The 22,800-nt window shown below is 62.6% G+C and carries 27 protein-coding genes; 14 read left to right on the top strand and 13 right to left on the bottom strand.

Annotated elements, in window-relative coordinates:
• Positions 1–87: 87 nt before the first annotated feature.
• Positions 88–795 carry a glutathione S-transferase N-terminal domain-containing protein gene (locus tag WFM45_RS03320; protein WP_085336434.1) on the bottom strand — a complete coding sequence of 236 codons (708 nt, stop codon included), beginning with the start codon at positions 793–795 and terminating at the stop codon, positions 88–90.
• A 74-nt stretch (positions 796–869) separates the two neighbouring features.
• Complete coding sequence (locus tag WFM45_RS03325) at positions 870–1,553, bottom strand: ArsR/SmtB family transcription factor (protein WP_103085772.1); 684 nt, start codon at positions 1,551–1,553, stop codon at positions 870–872.
• A gap of 175 nt (positions 1,554–1,728) precedes the next feature.
• Between WFM45_RS03325 and WFM45_RS03330 the strand changes: the two genes are divergently transcribed.
• Entirely contained in the window at positions 1,729–2,076 is a 348-nt protein-coding gene (locus tag WFM45_RS03330) for an antibiotic biosynthesis monooxygenase family protein (protein ID WP_004939060.1), read from the top strand.
• A gap of 32 nt (positions 2,077–2,108) precedes the next feature.
• Here WFM45_RS03330 and WFM45_RS03335 read toward each other — a convergent pair whose 3' ends face one another.
• On the bottom strand, positions 2,109–2,846 hold the full coding sequence (locus tag WFM45_RS03335; RefSeq protein ID WP_033633729.1) for an isochorismatase family protein: 738 nt from the start codon (positions 2,844–2,846) through the stop codon (positions 2,109–2,111).
• A 132-nt stretch (positions 2,847–2,978) separates the two neighbouring features.
• Here WFM45_RS03335 and WFM45_RS03340 point away from each other — a divergent pair, with 132 nt between their 5' ends.
• On the top strand, positions 2,979–3,875 hold the full coding sequence (locus tag WFM45_RS03340; RefSeq protein ID WP_336954571.1) for a LysR family transcriptional regulator: 897 nt from the start codon (positions 2,979–2,981) through the stop codon (positions 3,873–3,875).
• Between the two features lie 170 nt (positions 3,876–4,045).
• Positions 4,046–4,543 (top strand): AAA family ATPase, encoded by a 498-nt coding sequence (locus WFM45_RS03345; RefSeq protein WP_079449484.1) that lies wholly within the window; start codon positions 4,046–4,048, stop codon positions 4,541–4,543.
• A 32-nt stretch (positions 4,544–4,575) separates the two neighbouring features.
• Here WFM45_RS03345 and WFM45_RS03350 read toward each other — a convergent pair whose 3' ends face one another.
• The 4 genes from WFM45_RS03350 to WFM45_RS03365 form a co-directional block, all read right to left on the bottom strand.
• A complete protein-coding gene (locus WFM45_RS03350) occupies positions 4,576–5,082 on the bottom strand; it encodes a GNAT family N-acetyltransferase (protein WP_336954576.1) in 507 nt (168 codons plus the stop codon).
• A gap of 61 nt (positions 5,083–5,143) precedes the next feature.
• Complete coding sequence (locus WFM45_RS03355; protein WP_004939031.1) at positions 5,144–5,401, bottom strand: YjhX family toxin; 258 nt, start codon at positions 5,399–5,401, stop codon at positions 5,144–5,146.
• Between the two features lie 233 nt (positions 5,402–5,634).
• A complete protein-coding gene (gene cynS / locus WFM45_RS03360) occupies positions 5,635–6,105 on the bottom strand; it encodes a cyanase (RefSeq protein ID WP_004939029.1) in 471 nt (156 codons plus the stop codon).
• 19 nt (positions 6,106–6,124) lie between these two features.
• Positions 6,125–6,778, bottom strand: a complete 654-nt coding sequence (locus WFM45_RS03365) for a carbonic anhydrase (protein ID WP_336954579.1) — start codon at positions 6,776–6,778, stop codon at positions 6,125–6,127.
• Positions 6,779–6,889: 111 nt separating this feature from the next.
• Here WFM45_RS03365 and cynR point away from each other — a divergent pair, with 111 nt between their 5' ends.
• A complete protein-coding gene (gene cynR / locus WFM45_RS03370) occupies positions 6,890–7,840 on the top strand; it encodes a transcriptional regulator CynR (protein WP_156865361.1) in 951 nt (316 codons plus the stop codon).
• Here cynR and WFM45_RS03375 read toward each other — a convergent pair.
• Together WFM45_RS03375 and WFM45_RS03380 are read right to left on the bottom strand one after the other, a co-directional pair.
• Entirely contained in the window at positions 7,764–8,195 is a 432-nt protein-coding gene (locus tag WFM45_RS03375; protein ID WP_033633722.1) for a hypothetical protein, read from the bottom strand. The two genes, cynR and WFM45_RS03375, sit on opposite strands and share 77 nt — an antisense overlap.
• Positions 8,196–8,253: 58 nt before the next feature.
• A complete protein-coding gene (locus tag WFM45_RS03380; RefSeq protein WP_336954583.1) occupies positions 8,254–8,721 on the bottom strand; it encodes a winged helix-turn-helix transcriptional regulator in 468 nt (155 codons plus the stop codon).
• 63 nt (positions 8,722–8,784) lie between these two features.
• On the opposite strand from WFM45_RS03380, the gene WFM45_RS03385 reads away from it, so the two are divergent.
• On the top strand, positions 8,785–9,012 hold the full coding sequence (locus WFM45_RS03385; RefSeq protein ID WP_004939015.1) for a tautomerase family protein: 228 nt from the start codon (positions 8,785–8,787) through the stop codon (positions 9,010–9,012).
• Between the two features lie 136 nt (positions 9,013–9,148).
• Positions 9,149–10,741, top strand: coding sequence for an ABC-F family ATPase (locus WFM45_RS03390; RefSeq protein WP_048322591.1), 1,593 nt, complete (start codon positions 9,149–9,151; stop codon positions 10,739–10,741).
• Positions 10,742–10,794: 53 nt separating this feature from the next.
• On the opposite strand, the gene moeB is transcribed toward WFM45_RS03390, so the two are convergent.
• Together moeB and moeA are read right to left on the bottom strand one after the other, a co-directional pair.
• The gene (gene moeB, locus WFM45_RS03395; protein ID WP_336954587.1) at positions 10,795–11,550 is read right to left on the bottom strand and encodes a molybdopterin-synthase adenylyltransferase MoeB; all 756 of its coding nucleotides are present in this window, start codon (positions 11,548–11,550) and stop codon (positions 10,795–10,797) included.
• Between the two features lie 2 nt (positions 11,551–11,552).
• Positions 11,553–12,791, bottom strand: a complete 1,239-nt coding sequence (gene moeA, locus WFM45_RS03400; protein ID WP_336954589.1) for a molybdopterin molybdotransferase MoeA — start codon at positions 12,789–12,791, stop codon at positions 11,553–11,555.
• 157 nt (positions 12,792–12,948) lie between these two features.
• Here moeA and WFM45_RS03405 point away from each other — a divergent pair, with 157 nt between their 5' ends.
• The 8 genes from WFM45_RS03405 to WFM45_RS03440 all read left to right on the top strand — a co-directional run bounded on the left by WFM45_RS03405 (position 12,949) and on the right by WFM45_RS03440 (position 20,779).
• A complete protein-coding gene (locus WFM45_RS03405; RefSeq protein WP_004938999.1) occupies positions 12,949–13,485 on the top strand; it encodes a DUF924 family protein in 537 nt (178 codons plus the stop codon).
• A gap of 358 nt (positions 13,486–13,843) precedes the next feature.
• Positions 13,844–14,800 carry an isoaspartyl peptidase/L-asparaginase family protein gene (locus WFM45_RS03410; RefSeq protein ID WP_015377209.1) on the top strand — a complete coding sequence of 319 codons (957 nt, stop codon included), beginning with the start codon at positions 13,844–13,846 and terminating at the stop codon, positions 14,798–14,800.
• Between the two features lie 19 nt (positions 14,801–14,819).
• A complete protein-coding gene (locus WFM45_RS03415) occupies positions 14,820–16,694 on the top strand; it encodes a dipeptide ABC transporter ATP-binding protein (protein WP_015377210.1) in 1,875 nt (624 codons plus the stop codon).
• A 23-nt stretch (positions 16,695–16,717) separates the two neighbouring features.
• Positions 16,718–18,253, top strand: coding sequence for a glutathione ABC transporter substrate-binding protein GsiB (gsiB, locus tag WFM45_RS03420; protein WP_336954592.1), 1,536 nt, complete (start codon positions 16,718–16,720; stop codon positions 18,251–18,253).
• A 52-nt stretch (positions 18,254–18,305) separates the two neighbouring features.
• The gene (gene gsiC, locus WFM45_RS03425) at positions 18,306–19,226 is read left to right on the top strand and encodes a glutathione ABC transporter permease GsiC (RefSeq protein WP_049241281.1); all 921 of its coding nucleotides are present in this window, start codon (positions 18,306–18,308) and stop codon (positions 19,224–19,226) included.
• Between the two features lie 9 nt (positions 19,227–19,235).
• Complete coding sequence (gsiD, locus tag WFM45_RS03430) at positions 19,236–20,144, top strand: glutathione ABC transporter permease GsiD (RefSeq protein WP_019454428.1); 909 nt, start codon at positions 19,236–19,238, stop codon at positions 20,142–20,144.
• A gap of 81 nt (positions 20,145–20,225) precedes the next feature.
• The gene (locus WFM45_RS03435) at positions 20,226–20,468 is read left to right on the top strand and encodes a type II toxin-antitoxin system CcdA family antitoxin (protein ID WP_049278845.1); all 243 of its coding nucleotides are present in this window, start codon (positions 20,226–20,228) and stop codon (positions 20,466–20,468) included.
• Between the two features lie 2 nt (positions 20,469–20,470).
• The gene (locus tag WFM45_RS03440) at positions 20,471–20,779 is read left to right on the top strand and encodes a CcdB family protein (protein ID WP_073528876.1); all 309 of its coding nucleotides are present in this window, start codon (positions 20,471–20,473) and stop codon (positions 20,777–20,779) included.
• A gap of 36 nt (positions 20,780–20,815) precedes the next feature.
• Here WFM45_RS03440 and fghA read toward each other — a convergent pair whose 3' ends face one another.
• Together fghA and WFM45_RS03450 are read right to left on the bottom strand one after the other, a co-directional pair.
• Positions 20,816–21,658: an S-formylglutathione hydrolase gene (gene fghA, locus WFM45_RS03445; RefSeq protein WP_048322602.1), complete on the bottom strand. Its 843-nt coding sequence runs from the start codon at positions 21,656–21,658 to the stop codon at positions 20,816–20,818.
• Between the two features lie 14 nt (positions 21,659–21,672).
• Complete coding sequence (locus WFM45_RS03450) at positions 21,673–22,797, bottom strand: S-(hydroxymethyl)glutathione dehydrogenase/class III alcohol dehydrogenase (protein WP_164122942.1); 1,125 nt, start codon at positions 22,795–22,797, stop codon at positions 21,673–21,675.
• Between the last annotated feature and the right edge of the window lie 3 nt (positions 22,798–22,800).

Consider the following 22,800-nt stretch of genomic DNA (forward strand, 5'->3'; position numbering starts at 1 on the left):
ATTGTTACGAAAGGAGAGTAGAGCAGAGGGATGACAATTTTATGACAATGAAAGACGGGACGGCCCGGCGGCCATCCCGTTTGACGATCAGGCCGCGCGCGCCGGGATAGCCAGCCCGCGCTGCACCGCCGGCCGCGCCAAACCGCGCTCCAGCCACTGCGCGACGCGCGGGAAACTGTCGAACGCCACCAGCTCGCGCGCCTCATAGAAGCCGATCAGGTTACGCACCCAGCCCAGCAGCGAGATATCGGCGATGGTGTAGTCCGCGCCCATGATCCAGTCGCGGCCTTCAAGGCGCGTTTCCAATACGCCGAGCAGACGTTTCGATTCGTTTTTGTAACGCTCCAGCGGCCGCTTGTCTTCATATTCGCGTCCGGCAAACTTGTGGAAGAAACCGAGCTGGCCGAACATTGGGCCGACGGCGGCCATCTGGAAGAACACCCACTGAATGGTCTCATAACGCTGCGCCGGATCCTGCGGCAGGAAACGGCCGCTCTTTTCCGCCAGGTAGAGCAGAATGGCGCCGGATTCGAACAGCGGCAGCGGCCGGCCGCCGGGGCCGTCGGGATCGATGATCGCCGGGATCTTGCCGTTCGGGTTCAGCGCCAGGAATTCCGGCGTCCAGGTCTCGTTGTTGCCGATGTCGATCAGGTGCGCTTCATAAGGCTGGCCGATCTCTTCCAGCATGATGGACACTTTGACGCCGTTCGGCGTCGGCAGAGAGTAGAGCTGCAGCCGTTCCGGGTGCTGAGCCGGCCAGCGTTTGACGATCGGGAATTGGGTGGAATCGAGCATGGAAACTCCTCGGGTTGGCGGGGTCGCTTAAGCGTACCCCTTGAGTATTGCAGTAAAACTACCCCGCCGCCGGGTTACACCGTGAGGTCAAAATGTGCGGCCAGCGCTTTTTTACCGGCGGGGGGCAGCTGCAGTTCGCGGCTGTCGAGCCGGCGGACGATCCAGCCGCGTTGGATAAAGGCGGCTAACAGCGCGGCGCCCAGCGCGCCACCGAGGTGAGAGCGGCGTTCGCTCCAGTCCAGGCAGCCGCAGGCGAAGCGGCGGCGGGTGGGAGCGGGGGAGCAATCGACGCCCAGCCGAGCCAGCGCGGCCTGACCGATGTCGCTTAACCGGTAGTCTTCTTCGCCGGTCAGCCAGTTCAGCGCATGCAGCCGATCGTGCAGCTTCACCGCCACCTCGCCCGCCATATGGTCGTAACAGGTGCGAGCATATTGCAGCGAGGTGGGCGTGCTGCTTTTCACCGACGGGCGCGGCGCGCCCGCCAGCGCCATCAGACCCTCCAGCGCTGCGGCCACCGGTTGCCCGGCCAGCCGAAAATAGCGATAGCGCCCCTGTTTGACGCAGGCAATCAGCCGCTGCTCCAGCAGCTTCGCCAGATGTGCGCTGGCGGTAGACGGGGCGACCTCGACCGCCGCGCTGAGCTCGGTGGCGGTGTAGGCGCGCCCGTCCATCAACAGGCACAGCATGCGCGCCCGGGTGCGGTCGGCGATGGCGGCGCTCAGCGCCGCTAAACGATCTTCTATCTCGATGTTATGCATACTTCGAGGTTAGACGAAGTATGACGGCGCGTCCATCGCTAGCCTGTGGCTATCGCATTCTGGTGCTGTGCGCCCGTGTCCGCTGGATATTGATGAGCGGGCGCTGAAATCGGTGCAGTGGCGCCGTTCGCTCAATGCGCGCGTGCCGGAATTTTACCGTTGAGAGGAGACGAGGATGATTGCCGTGATGTTTGAACTGCAGGCTGCCGACGGGCAGCGCGATACCTATCTGACGTTGGCGGCGGAGCTGAAGCCGCTGCTGGCGCAGATCGACGGATTCATTTCCATCGAGCGCTTTCAAAGCCTGGCCGATCCTGCGCGCCTGCTGTCGCTCTCCTTCTGGCGCGACGAGGCGGCGGTGCAGCAGTGGCGCAATCTCGAGCAGCACCGGGCGGCGCAGGCGCGCGGCCGTGGCGAGGTGCTGGCGCAGTATCGCCTGCGGGTGGCGGAGGTGGTGCGGGACTACGGGCTGGAAAGTCGCGACCAGGCGCCGCAGGATAGCCGTTGTTATCACCGTACCTGAGAAAAAGCCCGCCGTCGGCGGGCTGTCACCGGCTATTTCGCCTCGCTGCCCACCTTCATCGCCCCGGCGTAGCTGGCGCCCATCCCCCAGGCGGCGCCGTGGTCGCGAGCGATCTGCAATACGCCCCCCGCCGTGGCTTTACGGCTCCAGTCCTGCTGCCATTCCAGCATCAACGCTACCCAGTTGATGGGCGTGGCGCCCGCCTGAACCAGACGCTGCATGGCGTTGTTTTGGCTGTCTGGCGTAATGTCGCCGGTGACGTCCGACAGGATATAAACCTCATACCCCTCGCCCAGGGCGGACAGCGCCGGCAACATCACGCAACTGGCGGTCCACAGCCCGCCGATGATGATTTTCTTGCGGCCGGATTGTTTGATCAGATCCACCACGCGCCGATCCTGCCAGACGTTGATGGCGGTGCGGTCGTACACCTGCAGGTCCGGGCGTGCCTGCGTCACCTGCTGGAATACCGGCCCGGCGAAGCTTTTGGCGTTGGCCGAGGCCAGAATGGTCGGCACGTTGAACACTTTGGCGGCCTTGGCGATGCCGGCGGCGTTATTCACCAGATTGGTTTGATCGATAGAGGAAATGGTCATGCCGAACATGTCCTGCAGATCGACCAACAGCAACAGGCTGTTGTCGGCGGTCAGCGGCTGCACATAACCCGCCTGGCGGCTATCGGCGGCGGGGGATTGCGCCAGCGCGGCGACGGGGGCGGTGGCGGTGGCGGCGCTCAGGCCGAGCATCAGGGCGAACAGGGTCTTTTTCATTATTAACTCCATTATTATCAGTAGATTAAATTCACTTACCACTCAGGGAAGCGGTTGGATAAAGTCTACTTAGGTTGTTGGGGTTAATAATCTGTGTTTTATTGAATTTATAATTAACTATCAGGACATAATATGGACGTGCTACTGACGATGCGCGCCTTTCGCCGCGTGGTTGAGCGCAACAGTTTCTATAAGGCGGCGGAGGATCTGGCGATCACCCCGGCGGCGTTGAGCAAGCAGATTAAGCAGTTGGAAAGCCGGTTGGGGACGCTGTTGCTCGTGCGCACCACCCGCAGCATGAGCCTGACCGAAGCCGGGCAGATCTATTACCAGGAAGCCTGTCGGTTGCTCGGCGAGTTCGACGCGCTGGAACAGACGGTTGCCGCCAGCGCGCAGCAGGTCTCCGGCACGCTGCGGGTCAATGCGCCGCTCTCATTCGGCCTGACGGTGCTGTCGCCGCTGTTGCCGCTGTTTATGCAACGTTACCCGCAGTTGCAGGTGGAACTGACGCTGGACGACAGGGTATTGGACGTAGTGGCGGCTGGTTTCGATATTTCCTTGCGCATTCGCCGACGGCTGCCGGACTCTTCCCTCAGCGCCCGGGCGCTGGGTGACGTGCACCAGCGAATTTGCGCCGCGCCCGGCTATTTGGCGCAGCACGGCGTGCCGCAAACGCCCAATGAATTGCCGCGACACAGCTGTCTGGCCTATTCCCTGGCGGAAAAGCCGGGGCAGTGGCAGTTCACCGCCGGCGAGGAGAGCCTGAGCGTGACGTTCACTCCCCGGCTGATCGCCAACAACAGCCTGATGCTGCGGGATATGCTGATGGCGGGACTGGGCATCGGTTCGCTGCCGTCGTTCGTGGCGGATCCCGAAATCGCCGCCGGCAGACTGGTGCGGCTGTTCCCTGAACAGATTGCCGACGTGCATCAGGTCTTCGCGGTTTACCCGACGCGCCGGCATCTGCAGCAGAAAGTGAGTTTATTCACCGAGTTTGTGCGAGAACAGGGATTGATGACGGCGAATTGACAACGGCGCACGGTTGTCATATTCCTTAGTTATGAAAAGATCCTATCGCCCATTCGCGCAAATTATTATCACCATGCTTCGTGTGGTGGGATAGCGCGTGTGTCGCCAATAAAAAACCCGCCGGCAAGGCGGGTTTTTTTATCCCCTTCCGGCAATGACCGGAGAACGGCATGAAAACCTACCCTGCAGTTTTACACCTGATGTGCGGCAAGGCCGGCGCAGGCAAATCGACGCTGGCGCAGCGTTTGGCGCAGCAACCGCAAACGCTGTTGCTGAGCGAAGATGCGTGGCTGGCGACGCTATATGAACAGGAGATGGCCAGCCTGCAAGACTACGTGCGCTGTTCCGAACGGTTACGGCGGGCGCTGGGCGGGCACCTCGTTCAGCTGCTGCGCGGCGGTTGGTCCGTGGCGCTCGATTTCCCGATGAATACGCCGGACAGGCGGCGCTGGGCCAAAGCCTTGGCGGAGGAGGCCGGCGTCGCGCACTGCCTGCACTTTCTCGACGCCAGCCATGCGCAGTGCCTGAGCCGGATAACGCTGAGAAACGCGCGCGGCGAGCACCCGTTTACACTGAGCGAAGCGGAGTTTGAACGCCTGGCACAGTACTTTGTTCCCCCGGCGGAAGAGGAAGGAATGACCGTCTTGCGTTATGGCGAACGGGACTGAAAACCGGCGCCATGACGGCGCCGGCAACAGGGTTAGGCTTCGGCGTTAAACGCGTTGTGGAAGGCGACCTCCGCGCACGGCAGCGCGCCCTGGAAGGCGATGGCGCGGAAGTAGTCTTGCGGCACGCCCGGCAGGGTCAGCGCGCTTTGCGCCTGGAAGCCGAAACGGCCGTAATAGTTCGGATCGCCCAGCACCACGCAGCCTGCGGCGCCGCGTTCCTGCAGTTCGGCCAATAGCTGGCGGATCAGCCGGCTGCCGATCCCCAAGTTCTGACAGGCCGGCAGCACCGACACCGGCGCCAGCCCGTACCACCCGGCGGCGCCGTTGCTGAGCACGACCGGCGAGACGGACGCGTGCCCGATCGGTGTGCCATTTTGCTCGGCGACCAGCGACAGAGTGAGGGCTCCCGCCGCGCGCAGCGCATTGACGATAAACTGTTCGGTGTGGCTGCTGTGTTCGGCGTGCAGGAACGCGGCGGCGGTCAGGGTGGTGATGGCGCCGACGTCGGCCGGCGTTTCGTGGCGTAACGTGATGTTCATGGTTGTATCCTGATTAAAAACGCTGAACCGACCGGACTGCCTGCCCGGCCGGTATCGATGATTAACGGTTGTCCAGCTGCGCCCGCACGGCCTTGAGCCCGGCGAAGGTGACGCGATAAGGGCGCCCCTGGCGAGAGAGGATCAGGCGTTTGGTTTTGAGCTTGGTGAAAACGGCCAGCGAGCAGTCGGCCAGGCCGAGCCCTTCGCGGGTGTAGCATTCGACGTGGGTGACGCGACCGGCGTCGTTGCGGGTGAAGGCGATATAGCCGCCTTTGGCCAACACGTGCAGCACGCGTTGTTCCGCTTTGGAAATGTTCATGTTGGGAGATCCTGTAATAACCCCAGATACGCGCATCCCCGCGCAAACGCGCGTCGGATACGTCAGAGTCCCTCGCCATACGGCAAGGAAGCGACTATCGGGTGGTTACAATCTCCAACATACAGGCCTCGGGCAGTGAAAAACGCCAGGGCGGCGTTTCAGCGCAGTTAATGTAGCCAATGGCCGGTTGGCTGTCAATTTGCCGGCGACGCGGGCCGCCGGCGCAAGGCCAATCAGAAAGGCTTGGTCGGCAGGTATTTGCCGTCCAGGGTGATCACCGCGCGTTCGCCGCCGTCCGGATCGGCGACCTTCTTGATATCCAGCTTGAAGTTGATGGCGCTGATGATGCCGTCGCCAAACTGCTCGTGCACCAGCGCTTTCAGCGTGGAGCCGTAGACCTGCAGCATTTCATAGAAACGATAAATGGTCGGGTCGGTCGGCACGCCGCCGGGAATGCTGCCGCGCAGCGGGATGGTTTGCAGCAGCTGCACCGCTTCTTCATCCAGCCCCAGCTTGGCCGCCACGGTGCGCGCTGCCGGTTCCGGCAGCGCATGCTGCCCCAGCAGGGCGGCGGTGACAAACGCCAGGCTGAGGCCGGTGCCCTCGGCCAGCGCTTCGAACGTCAGGTTATGGCGGATCTTGGCGGCCATGATGGTGTCGGTGAGCGCTTCGCGCGGGGCGGCGTTATGCAGAGAGTGTGTCATGTTGGCTCCTTTTGTTGGCTTAAAAACGGACGATCGCCGGCGTGGCGGTCACCTCGGGATGGGTGGCGAGCGGCACGAAGCGGCGGGTTTCGCCGTCCAGCGCCTCGATAGCGCCGCTGGCGATGTCATAGACCCAGCCGTGCAGCGTCAGGCGGCCCTGATCCAGCGCCAGGGCGACGGAAGGGTGCGTTTTGATGTTGTTGAGCTGGGCGATGACGTTCTCGCGCACCATCGACGCGACCCGGGCCTCGTCGGAGACATGCGGATAAGCCTGATTGACCGCCTTGGCGGAATCGGCGTAACGCAGCCAGCCGGCGACCGTCGGCAGGTGATCCAGACACTGACAGGTGGCGATGGCGGTCATCGCGCCGCAGTCGGAATGGCCGCAGATCACGATATCTTCCACGCCCAGCGCGGCGACCGCGTACTCGACCGAGGCGGTCACCCCGCCGGGTTCGGGGCCGAAAGAAGGCACGATGTTACCGGCATTGCGGATCACGAACAGATCGCCCGGCTCGCGCTGGGTGACCAGCTCCGGCACCAGGCGGCTGTCGGAACACGAGATAAACAGGGTGCGCGGATTTTGGCGGGTCGCCAGCCGCTGAAACAGCGCCGTGCGTTCAACAAAGGCTTCGCGCTGGAACTTCAGGAAACCCTCAATCACCTCTTTCATTGTTTTTCTCCCTGGGGGGTAAGCGATGACGGCATGATGAACGCTTCTGGCTATAGGGTCTAAGACCCATTTATAATGATGGCTATAGGTATTACTAATAGTTGGGGCGCTATGCTGCTGCGACATATCCGTTATTTTCTGGCCGTGGCCGAACAGGGCAGTTTCACCCGCGCCGCTGAAGCGCTGCACGTCTCGCAACCGACCTTGTCGCAGCAGATCAAACAGCTGGAGGATGCGCTGGGAGCGCCGCTGTTCGATCGCAGCGGCAGAAGGGTGCAGCTGACCGACGCCGGTGAAGCCTGGATGCGCTATGCGCGGCTGGCGCTGCAGGATCTGGACGCCGGCGCGCGGGCGATCCATGACGTGGCGACGCTGGCGCGCGGCCATCTGCGGCTGGCGATGACGCCGACGTTCACCGCCTATCTGGTGGGGCCGGCGATCGATGCGTTCTACCGCCGCTATCCGGGGATTACGCTGAGCATTGAGGAGATGGCGCAAGAGCGGATCGAGGCGTTGCTGGCGCAGGATAGGTTGGATCTGGGGATTGCCTTCGAGATGGCGCAGTCGGCGGAGGTGGAAGCCACGCCGTTGTTCAGCGAGACGCTGGAGCTGATGGTCGGCGCCGATCATCCCCTGGCTGCGCGGCGTCGGCCGCTGACGCTGGCGGAGTGGCGACATCTGCCGCTGGCCTTGCTGAGCGGCGATTTTGCCACGCGCCAGTTTATCGATCGCTACTGCACGCAGCTCGGTTTCCGGCCGCTGGTGGCGGTGGAGGCCAATGCGCTGGGTGCCATCGTCGAGATCGTGCGGCGGGGGCAGCTCGCCACGCTGTTGCCGGCCGCCATTGCGCGCGAGAACCGGCAGTTGAAAAAGGTGGCGCTGGCCAACGCCATGCCGGCCCGGCAGGCGGTGTTGCTGCAGCGCCAAGGCGCTTACCGCAGCGCCGCAGCGCAGGCGTTTATTGCCGTATTGCAGCAACAGGGCGTTACGCCAACGCCCCCCAGCGCTGCATCATCCCCAGCAGATGCACCAGTCCGAAACCGAGGCAAATCAGCGAGCTGACGACGATGAAGCGTTGGCTGCGGCCGGTATCGCGCAGGGCGAAAGGGCCGGCGACGCCGCGCAGCAGGTAGATAAAGGTGATGATAAACAGCGCGGGCCGCAGAAGCGGCAGCGGCGCGATCAGGCCCGCACCGGATAGCGCATACAGCGCCCAAATAAACAGCACCAGCGCGATACCGGCGGTGACGACGGCCGGGAACTTTTTACCCGCTTCCGCCGCCTTAATGAAGCGATCGCCGGCACCGCACAGCCGATAGCCGCGCGGCCCGGCGGCGATCACCCAAATATGCAGCAGGGCGGCGATGGCGCTCAGCGCGGCGCCGATCAGCAGCGCGGTGTTATAGAGGTGTGGCATGGTTCAGCATCCTTGTCCTAAATCAGTCTGGTATCAAGCGTAGACCAGAATGGGTAAGTCAGGCCCGGGGGAGCTCAACGGCCGACATTTGCAGCGCGTTTTCAGGCACCACGCGGGCCTGCGCATCGATAAATGCCAGCTGCACCGGCAGCCCGCTGTGTTTATCCACCAGTTGAACGTGGGGGGTGTCATGCAGAATATGCCGGTGGCCCCATGCCATCAGCGCAATCAGGATGGGCCCCAGGCTGCGCCCCTTGTCCGTCAAGACATATTCATGTCGTTCGCGCTCGCCCGGCTCCCGGTAAGCGCGTTTGGCCAACAGTTCTTGTTCTACCATGGCATTCAGACGGTTGCTCAACGCCTGGCGCGAAGCGCCGATATTCTCGCGCAGCTCTTCAAAACGGCGAACGCCGTAGAATGATTCGCGCAGGATCAGCAACGTCCAGCGATCGCCAAGCAGGTCCGCGGCCTGCGCCAGCCCGCACAGGGCAAGAGAAACGGTAGGGAGATCGGGAGATTTTGACATGGGCATTTTCCTTCGCTAGTCTAAGTCTTGTTTTTAGACTTATCTATATTCAAGGAGAGTATAATGCCATTTGTTAATGTGCAAACGGTGAAAGGCATGCTGGATGAACGGCAAAAAAGCGAATTGCTGTCCCGCATTACCGATCTGTTGGTGGAGATAGAAGGGCGAGGCGATCCGGCGTTCAGGCAGTCGGTTTGGGTCAGAATCGATGAACATGCGCCCGAACAATGGAGCCTGGGCGGCGTGCAGCCGACGGCGGCGATGATTGCCGCGAAGTTCCCGCCGCGTTAATTCAACTATGCCGCCTGCGAAAAGGATAGGATGCCGCAGGCGCTCAAAATGTCACCGAAACTTCCCGCGATCTCTGCACCCCGTTGTGGCATAATGCGCGCCAAATCACATTCCCTATGTATAAAGAGCGAGCGCTGTGTTAAGCACTAACAACATCACCATGCAGTTCGGCAGCAAGCCGTTGTTTGAAAACATCTCTGTCAAATTCGGCGGCGGCAACCGTTACGGCCTGATCGGCGCCAACGGCTGCGGCAAGTCCACCTTTATGAAAATCCTCGGCGGCGATCTGGCGCCGAGCGGCGGCAACGTGTTCCTCGATCCGAACGAGCGCCTGGGTAAACTGCGTCAGGATCAGTTCGCCTTCGAGCAGTACAGCGTGCTGGACACCGTGATCATGGGCCACACCGAACTGTGGGCGGTGAAGGAAGAGCGCGACCGCATCTACGCCATGGCGGAGATGAGCGAAGAAGACGGCTATAAAGTGGCCGATCTGGAAGTGGCCTACGGCGAAATGGACGGCTACAGCGCCGAAGCGCGCGCCGGCGAACTGTTGCTCGGCGTGGGTATTCCGGTGGAGCAGCACTACGGCCCGATGAGCGAAATCGCGCCGGGCTGGAAGCTGCGCGTGTTGCTGGCGCAGGCGCTGTTCTCCGATCCGGAAATCCTGCTGCTCGACGAACCGACCAACAACCTGGACATCGACACCATTCGCTGGCTGGAAAACGTGCTCAACGAGCGCAACAGCACCATGATCATCATTTCGCACGACCGTCACTTCCTGAACATGGTCTGCACCCACATGGCGGATCTGGACTACGGCGAACTGCGCGTTTATCCGGGCAACTACGACGAATACATGACCGCCGCCACCCAGGCGCGCGAGCGTCTGCTGGCGGACAACGCCAAGAAGAAGGCGCAGATCAGCGAGCTGCAATCGTTCGTCAGCCGCTTCAGCGCCAACGCCTCCAAATCTAAGCAGGCCACTTCCCGCGCCCGCCAGATCGACAAGATCCAACTGGAAGAGGTGAAAGCCTCCAGCCGCCAGAACCCGTTCATCCGCTTCGAGCAGGACAAGAAGCTGTTCCGTAACGCGCTGGAAGTGGAAGCGCTCACCAAGGGCTTCGACGAAGGCCCGCTGTTCAGCAAGCTGAACCTGATGGTGGAAGTGGGCGAGAAGGTCGCGGTGCTGGGCGCCAACGGCATCGGTAAAACCACCCTGCTGAAAACGCTGGTGGGCGACGCGCAGCCGGACAGCGGCACCGTCAAGTGGTCAGAAAACGCCCGTATCGGTTACTACGCGCAGGATCACGAATACGAGTTCGACGACACCCTGAGCGTGTTCGACTGGATGAGCCAGTGGAAGCAGGAAAAAGACGACGAGCAGGCGGTGCGCAGCGTGCTGGGCCGTCTGCTGTTCAGCCAGGACGACATCAAGAAAAAAGTGAAGGTGCTGTCCGGTGGTGAGAAGGGCCGCATGCTGTTCGGCAAGCTGATGATGCAGCGCCCGAATATTCTGGTGATGGACGAACCGACCAACCACCTGGATATGGAATCCATCGAATCGCTGAACATGGCGCTGGAGATGTACGAAGGCACGCTGATCTTCGTCTCCCACGACCGTGAGTTCGTCAGCTCGCTGGCGACGCGCATTCTGGAAATCACCCCGAACAAGGTGATCGACTTTACCGGCAACTACGAAGACTATCTGCGCAGCCAGGGTATCGTGTAACCCTCGCGGCAACGCATCAGGGCGGGAATTATCCCGCCCTTTTTTTTTATCCGTCATTCCCCGCCGCACACCTCGCAGTGCAGATCCTTCGGCAGTTTCATCTCGCGGAACTGCATGCTCATCGCATCGAACATCAACAGCTTGCCGTGCAGCGGTTGACCGTAGTCGGCCAGCAGCTTGATGGCTTCCATCGCCTGCAGAGTGCCGATAGTGCCGACCAGCGGCGCCATCACGCCCGCCTCGACGCAGGTGAGGGCGCTGTCGCCGAACAGCCGGCTCAGGCAGCGGTAGCAGGGCTCGCCCGGCTGATAGGTGAACACGCTGAGCTGGCCTTCCATGCGGATCGCCGCGCCGGAAACCAGCGGTTTGCGCAGTGCGTGGCACAGGCGGTTCAGGGCGTCGCGCGCCGCCACGTTGTCGGTGCAGTCCAGCACCAGATCGCAGGCGGCGATCTCTGCCGCGATCGCGTCATCTTCCAGCCGGCCGTCGATGGCGTCGATGCGGATATGCGGATTGATGGCGCTCAGTTCCTGTCTGGCGGAGGCGACTTTGCTCTGGCCGATGCGATCGTCGCGGTGCAGGATCTGGCGCTGCAGATTGGAGAGCGAGACGGTGTCGAAATCCACCAGTATCAGATGGCCGACGCCGGCCGCCGCCAGATAAGGCGCAGCGGCGCAGCCCAGCCCGCCCAGCCCGGCGATCAGCACGCGGGCGGCCTTCAGCTTCTCCTGGCCGTCGAAGTCAAAGCCGCGCAGCACGATCTGGCGGTTGTAGCGCAGCGCTTCGGCGTCGGTCAATTCCGGCAGCATGCTCAGCTCCTCAGCAGGGCGTTGAACGGCTCAATCTCCACCGTTTCACCCGCCGCCACCGAACCGCGTTCGCGCTCCAGCACGATGAAACAGTTGCCCTGGCTGTAGGAGCTGAAGACGTGCGAGCCCTGGTGGCCGGTGGTGCTCACCTCCAGTTCGCCCGCGGCGTTGCTGCTGAACACGCCGCGCTGAAAATCGAGGCGCCCCGGCGATTTCTTCAGCGGCGTCAGCGCCCGCGCGCGCAGGCGCGGCGGCAGGCGCCAGTCGCTGTGGCCGGCCAGCTTCGCCAGCAGCGGTTGCACCAGCTGGTAGAAGGTCAGGGCGGCGGAAACCGGGTTGCCCGGCAGGCCGCAGAACCAGGCGTGGCCCAGTTTGCCGAAGGCGAACGGTTTGCCGGGTTTGATCGCCAGCTTCCAGAAGCTGACCTGGCCCAGTTCGTCGAGCATCTGTTTGGTGTAGTCGGCTTCGCCGACCGAGACGCCGCCGCTGCTGATCACCACGTCAGCCTGGCTATCCGCTTGTTCGAAGGCGGCGCGCAGCGCATCGCGATCGTCGCGGATAATGCCGAGATCGAGCACTTCGCAGCCCAGCTGCTCCAGCATCAGGCGCACTGCGAAACGATTGGTGTCGTAGATCTGGCCTGCCTGCAGCGGCTGGCCGACCGGCTGCAGTTCGTCGCCGGTGGAGAACACCGCGACCTTCAGCTTACGCATCACCTGCACTTCGGCGACGCCGAGCGAAGCCAGCAGCGGCAGCTGCGCGGCGCCCAGCCTCACGCCGGCCGGCAACACGCTGGCGCCTTGGCGAATGTCTTCACCCGCCAGACGGATATTCTGGCCGGCTTCTACCGGGGCGGTAAAACGCACGCCCTGGTCGCTCACTTCGGCCTGCTCTTGCATGACAACCGCTTCCGCCCCGGCCGGGATCGGCGCGCCGGTCATGATGCGCACGCAGCTGTTGGCTGGCCATTGGCCGTCGAACGGCGCGCCGGCGAAGGCTTTCCCGGCGATCGGCAATGGCGCATTGGCCGCCAGATCGGCGAGGCGTACCGCATAACCGTCCATCGCCGAGTTGGCGAATGGCGGCACGTCGAGCGGTGAGACCACCGGCGCGGCGGTGATGCGGCCGGCGGCGGCGGTCAGCGCGACGGATTCGGTTTGTTGCAGCGGTGCGATCTGCCCGAGCATTTTTTCCAGCGCTTGCTCCAGGGAGATGAGATCGGAAGTATGGCAATGATCCATAAGGGGAACTCCGTAATCAGGGTGCGCAATGATAGCGACAAAGTGCGGCTATTATGGCAGAGAACGCCGGGGGGGAGAACGGGTTATGCCCGCCATCTTTCGCACTGCGCCGGAAGCGCGAACGGGTATAAACTGCCTAAAACACAGGAGGATCATGATGCATAAACAGGTTATCGAGTTCTGGTTCGACGAGATCGAACCGGTGATGTGGTTCAAAAAGGACGATGATTTCGATCGTCTGCTGCATAGCCGCTTCGGCGAAATCTGGCGGGCGGCGGCGGCGGGGGAACTGGCGCACTGGCGCGACACCATCGAAGGGCGCCTGGCGGAGGTGATCGTGCTCGATCAGTTCAGCCGCAACCTGTTTCGCGGCACGCCGCAGTCGTTCGCCTGCGACGGCATGGCGCTGGTCCTGGCGCAGGAGGCGATCCGCAGCGGCGAGTGCGAACGGCTGAGCCGTGAGCAGCGCGGCTTCCTTTATCTGCCGTTCATGCATTCGGAATCGCCGCTGATCCACCAGCAGGCGCTGGTGTTATATACCGAGCTTAATAACGGCGACCAGCTGGAGTTCGAGCTACGGCATAAGGCGATCATTGATCGTTTCGGCCGCTACCCGCATCGCAACGCAATATTGGGGCGCATCAGCACGCCGGAAGAAGAGGCCTTTTTACGGCAGCCCGGCTCGGGTTTTTAATCGTCGGATCATCTGCGCCCGGCCGGGGAAAAAACAGCAGGCCGGGCGCCACAATAAGCGTGACTCAGCGCGAACGTTTATTTCATTACGCCATGCCGCTATTTCCTCTCGCGAAATTACCAATAATCCCAGCCGCACTGTCAGCGGTTTGCCGCTTTTTATAACCTGCTGTTTTTATTCCAATAAGCTATTTCAAGGTGCGAAATGGTCTAAGCGCGCTACGCTAAAAGCGGGACGTGGACGTTATGCTGTACTTCCACTGTAGGACTAAATAGAGTCGAAAAAGACTGAATAATAATGATACCGCGCTCAGCTTATTCGCTGCGCAACGGCGGGATTAACACAGGGTGTCAGGCAAATGAGCAAACCAGTGATTGCCATTCATGGCGGCGCGGGCGCAATTACCCGGGCGGCGCTGAGTGCGGAAAAAGAACGGCAGTATATCCAGGCGCTGTCCGAGATCGTGGCCGCCGGGCAGGCGGTACTGGCGCAGGGCGGCAGCGCGCTGGACGCGGTGACCGAAGCGGTGCGGCTGCTGGAGGAATGCCCGCTGTTCAACGCCGGCAAAGGCTCGGTGTTTACCCATCAGGGCACCCACGAACTGGACGCCTGCGTGATGGACGGCCGCACCTGCGACGCCGGCGCTGTCGCCGGCGTCAGCCATATCCGCAACCCGGTGCTGGCGGCGCGCGCGGTGCTGGAAAACAGTGAGCACGTGCTGTTTGCCGCCGAAGGCGCCGAGAAGTTTGCCGCCGCCCACGGCCTGGAAATGGTTACTCCCGACTTCTTCTTTACCCAGGAACGCTTTGATCAGTTGCACCGCGCCCAGGCGGAGCAGGGGCGGGTCTTGCTTGATCACGACGGCGCGGCGCAGGCCGGCGATCCGCTCGATCCCGATCGCAAATTCGGCACCGTCGGCGCGGTGGCACTGGATGCGCTGGGCAACCTCGCCGCCGCCACTTCCACCGGTGGCATGACCAACAAGCAGGCCGGGCGGGTAGGCGACACGCCGATCATCGGCGCCGGTTGCTATGCCAACAACGCCACGGTGGCGGTCTCCAGCACCGGCACCGGCGAAATCTTCATGCGCGGCGTGGCGGCCTATGACGTCTCTGCCCTGATCGAATACGGCGGCCTCAGCCTGCAAGAGGCCAGCGATCGGGTGGTGATGGAGAAGCTGCCGGCGCTGGGCGGCAGCGGCGGCATGATCGCCGTCGATCGCCACGGCAATATCGCGCTGCCGTTCAACAGCGAGGGGATGTACCGCGGTTTTGGCTATGTCGGCGATGCGCCGTCCGTCGGGATTTATCGCTAAGCGTTCACCGGGAGGGTGTATGACCGACGTTTCATTCCGGCCCGCCGGCGACGGGCTGCCATTGCCGCCGCAGCGTGTGCTGTCGGTGCGCGATCTGAGCATCAGCTTTCCTCAATCGGAAGGCGCCGTGGAAGCGGTGCGCAACCTGTCGTTCGAGCTCGATCGCGGCGAGACGCTGGCGATCGTCGGTGAGTCCGGTTCCGGCAAATCGGTGACTTCACTGGGGCTGATGCGGCTGGTGGAGCAGGGCGGCGGGCGCATCGTCGGCGGCGCCATGACGCTGCGCCGGCGCGACGGCGCGCTGCTCGATCTGGCGCGCGCCTCGCAGAGCACGCTGCGCACGGTGCGCGGCGCCGATATGGCGATGATCTTTCAGGAGCCGATGACCTCGCTCAACCCGGTGTTTCCGGTCGGCGAGCAGATCGCCGAATCGCTGCGTTTGCATCAGGGCATGGATCACCGCAGCGCGCGCCAGGAGGCGCTGCGCATGCTCGATCTGGTGCGTATTCCGGAGGCTAAAGAGGTGCTGGGGCGCTACCCGCACCAGCTTTCCGGCGGCATGCGCCAGCGGGTGATGATCGCCATGGCGCTCTCCTGCAAGCCGGCGCTGTTGATCGCCGATGAGCCCACCACCGCCCTCGACGTCACCATTCAGGCGCAGATCCTGCAGCTGATCCGCGTGCTGCAACAGGAGATGCAGATGGGGGTGATTTTCATCACTCACGACATGGGGGTGGTGGCGGAGATTGCTGACCGGGTGCTGGTGATGCGCCGCGGTGAGCAGGTGGAGCAAAATCGGGTGCGCGAGCTGTTCGCCACGCCGCAGCAGGCCTATACCCGGGCGCTGCTGGCGGCGGTGCCGAAGCTGGGGGCGATGGCCGATCGGCCGCTGCCGGCGAAGTTTCCGCTGCCGGGGGGCGAGGAGGATGAAGCGCCGCAGGATACCGTGCCGCCAGGCGCCGCGCCGATCCTGCGGGTGGATCATCTGGTCACGCGTTTTGATCTGCGCGGCGGGCTGTTCAATCGGGTCACTCGCCGGGTGCACGCGGTGGAAAACGTCAGTTTCGATCTTTACCCCGGCGAGACGCTGGGGCTGGTGGGCGAGTCCGGCTGCGGCAAGTCCACCACCGGGCGTTCTTTGCTGAAACTGGTGGACAGCCAGAGCGGCACCATCACCTTCGCCGGGCGGCGAATCGATCGGTTGAAGGGGCCGGCGCTGCAGCACCTGCGGCGCGATATTCAGTTCATCTTTCAAGATCCTTACGCCTCGCTCGATCCGCGCCTGACGGTCGGTTTTTCCATCATGGAGCCGCTGCTGGTGCACAACGTGATGCGCGGCCGGGAGGCGGAACGGCGGGTAGCCTGGCTGTTGGAACGCGTCGGCCTGTTGCCGGAACACGCGCGCCGCTACCCGCACGAATTTTCCGGCGGCCAGCGCCAGCGTATCTGCATCGCACGCGCGTTGGCGTTGAACCCGAAAGTGGTGATCGCCGACGAGGCGGTTTCGGCGCTGGACGTGTCGATTCAGGCGCAGATCGTCAATCTGCTGCTCGATCTGCAGCGCGAGTTCGGCATCGCTTTTCTGTTTATTTCACACGACATGGCGGTGGTGGAGCGGATCAGCCACCGGGTGGCGGTGATGTACCTCGGGCAGATCGTCGAGATCGGCCCGCGGCAGGCGGTGTTCGACAATCCGCAGCATCCCTACACCCGCAAGCTGATGGCGGCGGTGCCGGTGGCCGATCCCGCTCACGCCCACAAACGGCAGCCGCTGCCGGCCGATGAGATCCCGAGCCCGGTGCGCGCGCTGGGCGATGAACCCGTTACCGCACCGCTGGTGCAGGTTGGCGCCGGGCACTTTGTCGCCCGCCACCCGATCGCCGGTGCTTTTTAAAGACCTCAGGAGAGACAAGCGACATGAAGCACACATTCAAACGCAATGCGCTGTTGGTCGCCGTACTGCTGGCGGCGGGAACCGGCCCGGTCTGGGCGGCGAAGGACGCGGTGATCGCCGTGGCCTCCAACTTCACCACCCTCGATCCTTACGACGCCAACGACACGCTGTCGCAGGCGGTGGCCAAGTCTTTCTATCAGGGGCTGTTCGGCTTTGATAAGGACATGAAGCTGGTAAACGTGCTGGCGGACAGCTATGAGGTCAGCAAAGACGGCCTGACCTACACCGTCAAACTGCGCCAGGGCATTAAATTCCACGACGGCACCGCGTTCAACGCCGAGGCGGTGAAGGTCAACCTCGATCGCGCCAGCAACCCGGACAGCCACCTCAAGCGCTACAACCTGTTCAAGATGATCGACAAAACCGAAGCGGTGGACGCCAATACGGTGAAGATCGTGCTGAAGGCGCCGTTCTCGGCGTTCGTCAACAATCTGGCGCACCCGGCGGCGGCGATCATCTCGCCGGCGGCGCTGAAGCAATACGGCAAGGAGATCGGTTTCCACCCGGTCGGCACCGGGCCGTATCAGTTCGTGACCTGGAACCAGACCGATTTCGTCAAGGTGAAGAAGTTCGACGGCTACTGGCAGCCGGGGCTGCCGAAGCTCGACAGCATCACCTGGCGCCCGGTGGTGGATAACAACACCCGCGCGGCGATGCTGCAGACCGGCGAGGCGACCTTCGCCTTCCCGATCCCTTACGAGCAGGCCAAGGTGCTGGAAGGCAACGCCAAGCTGGACGTGGTGGCCGCGCCGTCGATCCTGCAGCGTTACATCAGCATGAACGTCACCCAAAAGCCGTTCGACAACCTGAAGGTGCGCCAGGCGCTGAACTACGCCATCAACAAGGACGCGCTGATCAAGGTGGCGTTCGCCGGTTACGCAGTGCCGGCGGAAGGGCCGGTGCCGCCGGCGATCGATTTCGCCGCCCGCTATAAGCCGTGGCCGTACGATCCGGCCAAGGCGCGCGAGCTGCTGAAAGAGGCCGGCTACCCGAACGGCTTCACCACCACGCTGTGGTCTTCCCACAACCACAGCACCGCGCAGAAAGTGCTGCAGTTCACCCAACAGCAGCTGGCGCAGGTGGGGGTGAAAGTGACGGTGACGGCGATGGATGCCGGGCAGCGCGCGGCGCAGGTGGAGAGCGTCGGGGTGAAAGACACCGGCGTGCGGCTGTTCTACACCGGCTGGTCGGCCTCGACCGGGGAAGCGGACTGGGCGCTGTCGCCGCTGTTCTCCACCCAGGCGGCGCCGCCGAAGCAGTTCAACACCGCGTTCTACAGCAATCCGCAGGTGGACAAGGATCTGACCGACGCGCTGGCGACCACCGATCGCGCCGAGAAGCAGAAACTGTATCAGGACGCGCAGGATCGCATCTGGGCCGACGCGCCCTGGATCTTCCTGGCGACCGAACGCTTGCTGTCGGCCAACAGCAAACAGCTGAGCGGTTTCTACGTGATGCCGGATACCTCGTTCAACTTTGATAACGCCGATCTGAAATAAGGCGCCCATCCCCGCCTGCGGCCAGACGGCGGCGGGCGGGGGAAGGAATGAGATGCTCAATTATTTTCTGAAACGACTGCTGGGCCTGATCCCGACGCTGCTGATCGTGGCGGTGCTGGTGTTCCTGTTCGTCCACCTGCTGCCGGGCGATCCGGCGCGGCTGGCGGCGGGGCCGGAGGCCGACGAGGCGGTGGTGCAGCTGGTGCGCAAGGATTTGGGGCTGGATAAGCCGCTGCCACAGCAGTTCGCGCACTTTTTCGTTAACGCGCTGCGGGGCGACTTCGGCATCTCGATGGTGTCCAAACGCCCGGTGAGCGAAGAGATCGCCTCGCGCTTTCTGCCGACCTTCTGGCTGACCGTCGCCAGCATGCTGTGGGCGGTGGCGTTCGGTCTGGCGATCGGCGTGGTGTCGGCGGTGTGGCGCAATCGCTGGCCGGATCGCCTCGGCATGACGCTGGCGGTGTCGGGGATCTCGTTTCCGGCCTTTGCGCTCGGCATGCTGCTGATGCAGGTGTTCTCGGTCGAGCTGGGGTGGCTGCCGACGGTGGGCGCCGACAGCTGGCGGCACTACATTCTGCCTTCGGTAACCCTGGGGGCGGCGGTGGCGGCGGTGATGGCGCGCTTCACCCGCGCTTCGTTCGTCGAGGTGCTGCAGGAGGACTACATGCGCACCGCCCGCGCCAAGGGCGTGCGGGAAAGCGTGGTGGTGATGAAACACGGCCTGCGTAACGCGATGATCCCGGTGGTGACCATGATGGGGCTGCAGTTCGGCTTCCTGCTCGGCGGTTCGATCGTGGTGGAGAAGGTGTTCAACTGGCCGGGGCTGGGGCGCTTGCTGGTGGACTCGGTGGAGATGCGCGATTACCCGGTGATCCAGGCCGAGGTGCTGCTGTTCTCGCTGGAGTTCATCCTGATCAACCTGCTGGTGGATATGCTGTACGCGGCGATCAACCCGGCGATTCGTTACCAATGAGGATGCGGCATGATTAAGCATTGGCGGCGCAACGCTGCACTGAAGGCGATGCCGCTTATTGACCCCAACGCGGTACGCACGCCGTGGGGTGAGTTTTGGCGGCGTTTTCGCCGCCAGCGGGCGGCGCTGGTCGCCGGTCTGTTGGTGCTGCTGCTGATTGCGGCGGCGCTGCTGGCGCCTTATCTGGCGCCGTTCGATGCGGAAAACTATTTCGATTACGATCGGCTGAACGAGGGGCCTTCGCTGATGCACTGGCTGGGGGTGGATTCCCTCGGGCGCGATATCTTCAGCCGCATCCTGATGGGCACGCGCATTTCGCTGGCGGCCGGGGTGTTCTCGGTGCTGGCGGGCGGGGCGATCGGCACCTTGCTGGGGCTGCTGGCCGGCTACTATGAGGGCTGGTGGGATCGCCTCACCATGCGCGTCTGCGACGTGCTGTTCGCGTTTCCCGGCATTCTGCTGGCGATCGGCGTGGTGGCGATCATGGGCAGCGGCATGGCCAACGTGATCGTCGCGGTGGCGATCTTCAGCATTCCGGCCTTTGCTCGCCTGGTGCGCGGCAACACGCTGGTGCTGAAGCACCTGACCTATATCGAGTCGGCGCGCAGCATCGGCGCCTCGGACTGGACCATCATTCTGCGGCACATTCTGCCGGGCACGTTGTCGTCGATCGTAGTCTATTTCACCCTGCGCATCGGCACCTCGATCATCACCGCCGCCAGCCTGTCGTTTTTGGGCCTGGGCGCTCAGCCGCCGACGCCGGAGTGGGGGGCGATGCTCAATGAGGCACGCGCCGATATGGTGATCGCGCCGCACGTGGCGATCTTCCCCAGCCTGGCGATATTCATCACCGTGCTGGCGTTCAACCTGTTGGGGGACGGATTGCGCGACGCGTTGGATCCGAAGCTGAAGGGGTGAGGGCATCGCTGAATTGGCATACCCCTGTTTTACGAGTATAATTGATGAAAATTTGACCCGTGTATATTACAGGGATGAGGAATGGATATGGCAAATAACAATGTGACGAAAAAGACAGTCAACGTAACCATCGATCGCGATCTTTTCCAGCGCGCAAAATCCCTGGGCGTCAATGTGTCATCCGTATTGACGGACGCATTGAGCGTTCGTGTCAGGGACATTGAGATTCAACAGTGGCGCGAGCAAAATCGCGAGGCGTTAGAAGAACTTAATCGCATCACTGAAGAAAATGGTTTGTTGTCTGATGAATATCGGACATTTTGAATATGCAGTTTACCGTATATGACAATACGTATCCGGCATCAGCCTATCCCTACTTACTGGACGTTCAAAGCGATCTTATTGATGCCCTCTCGACCCGGTTAATGATCCCTCTTTATGCTTTGGATAACGTCAGGGTTAAAATTTCTGCACGCTTATGCCCGGAGATTGAGGTAAACGGCGAAAAGTTTCTCGTTATGACCCATGAGATGGCTGCCGTACGTATTTCACAGATCGGGAAGGCCGTTGGTAATGCCAATGAGCACAGGAATCAAATTAAAGCTGCCATCGATTTTCTGATTGATGGCTTTTGAAGAAATCCGGGCGGTTTAACCGCCCGGATTTTTTTATCAGCGGAACAGGTGCTCGGCGTGGAAGCGCAGGTGATCTTCCACGAAGGTGGCGATGGTGAAGTAGCTGTGATCGTACCCCGGCTGAATGCGCAGCGTCAGCGGCCAGTCGCGCTGGCGCGCCAGTTCGGCCAGCCGCGCCGGCTGCAGCTGATCGGCCAGGAACTGGTCGTCGTCGCCCTGATCGATAAGGACCGGCATTTTCTCCGCGCCGCTGGCCAGCAGATGGCAGCTGTCGTACTGCAGCCACTGGCTTTCGTCGCTGCCCAGATAGGCGGTGAAGGCTTTGCGGCCCCACGGCACCTGGCACGGGTTGACGATCGGCGCGAAGGCCGATACCGAGCGGAAGCGCTGCGGATTGCGAAACGCCATCATCAGCGCGCCGTGGCCGCCCATCGAGTGGCCGAAGATCGACTGACGATCGCTGACGCTGAAGTGCTGTGCGATCAGCGCCGGCAGTTCGGCGCTGATGTAGTCGTACATGCGGAAGTGACGATCCCACGGCGCCTGGGTGGCGTTCAGGTAGAATCCGGCGCCCTGGCCCAGATCGTAGCCTTCATCGTTCGGCACCTCGTCGCCGCGCGGGCTGGTGTCCGGCATCACCAGCACCAGGCCCAGCTCGGCGGCGATGCGCTGCGCGCCGGCTTTCAACGTGAAGTTCTCGTCGTTGCAGGTCAGCCCCGACAGCCAGTACAGCACCGGCGGCGGGTTATCATCGCGCGGCGGCGGCAGGTAGATGCTGAATGTCATGTTGCAATTCAGGCTCTGCGCCGCGTGGCGATAACGCTGTTGCCAGCCGCCGAACATGCGGTGCTCTTCGAGAAGTTCCAATGACAACGTCATCTCTGCCTCCTGGCTTATTGGTCGAAGTGGATGACGGTGCGGATCGATTTGCCTTCGTGCATCAAATCGAACGCTTCGTTGATCTGCTCCAGCCCCATGGTGTGGGTGATAAAGTCGTTCAGCGCGAATTCGCCGTCCAGATAGCGCTCGACGATGCCCGGCAGCTGCGAACGGCCCTTGACGCCGCCGAATGCCGAGCCGCGCCAGACGCGGCCGGTGACCAGCTGGAACGGCCGGGTCGAGATCTCTTCGCCGGCGCCCGCGACGCCGATGATCACCGATTCCCCCCAGCCCTTGTGGCAGCATTCCAGCGCGGAACGCATCACGTTGACGTTGCCGATGCACTCGAAGGAGAAGTCGACGCCGCCGTCGGTCAGCTCGACGATCACCTCCTGAATCGGTTTGTCATAGTCTTTCGGGTTGATCAGATCGGTAGCGCCCAGCTTGCGCGCCAGATCGAACTTGCTGGTGTTGATGTCGATGCCGATGATGCGGCCCGCGCCGGCCATCTGCGCGCCGATGATCGCCGACAGGCCGATGCCGCCCAGGCCGAAGATCGCCACGGTGTCGCCCGGTTGCACTTTGGCGGTGTTCATCACCGCGCCCATGCCGGTAGTGACGCCGCAGCCCAGCAGGCACACTTCCTCCAGCGGCGCTTCCTTGTTGATTTTCGCCAGTGAAATTTCCGGCACCACGGTGTATTCGGAGAAGGTGGAGGTGCCCATGTAGTGGAAGATCGGCTTGCCGTCCTTGAAGAAGCGGGTGGTGCCGTCCGGCATCAGGCCTTTACCCTGAGTGGCGCGGATCGCCTGGCACAGGTTGGTCTTGCCGGATTTACAGAATTTGCACTCGCCGCATTCCGGGGTATAGAGCGGGATCACGTGGTCGCCGACTGCCACGCTGGTGACGCCTTCACCGACCGCTTCCACCACGCCGCCGCCCTCATGGCCGAGGATCGCCGGGAACACGCCTTCCGGATCTTTGCCGGACAGGGTGTAGGCGTCGGTATGGCAGACGCCGGTAGCGACGATCCGCACCAGCACTTCGCCTTTTTGCGGTGGCATCAGATCGACTTCCTCAATCTTCAGCGGCTGGTTCGGGCCCCAGGCAACGGCGGCGCGGGTTTTGATCATCTCCATCAT

This window comes from Serratia sp. KG1D (assembly GCF_037150675.1).
GTDB lineage: Bacteria > Pseudomonadota > Gammaproteobacteria > Enterobacterales > Enterobacteriaceae > Serratia > Serratia nematodiphila.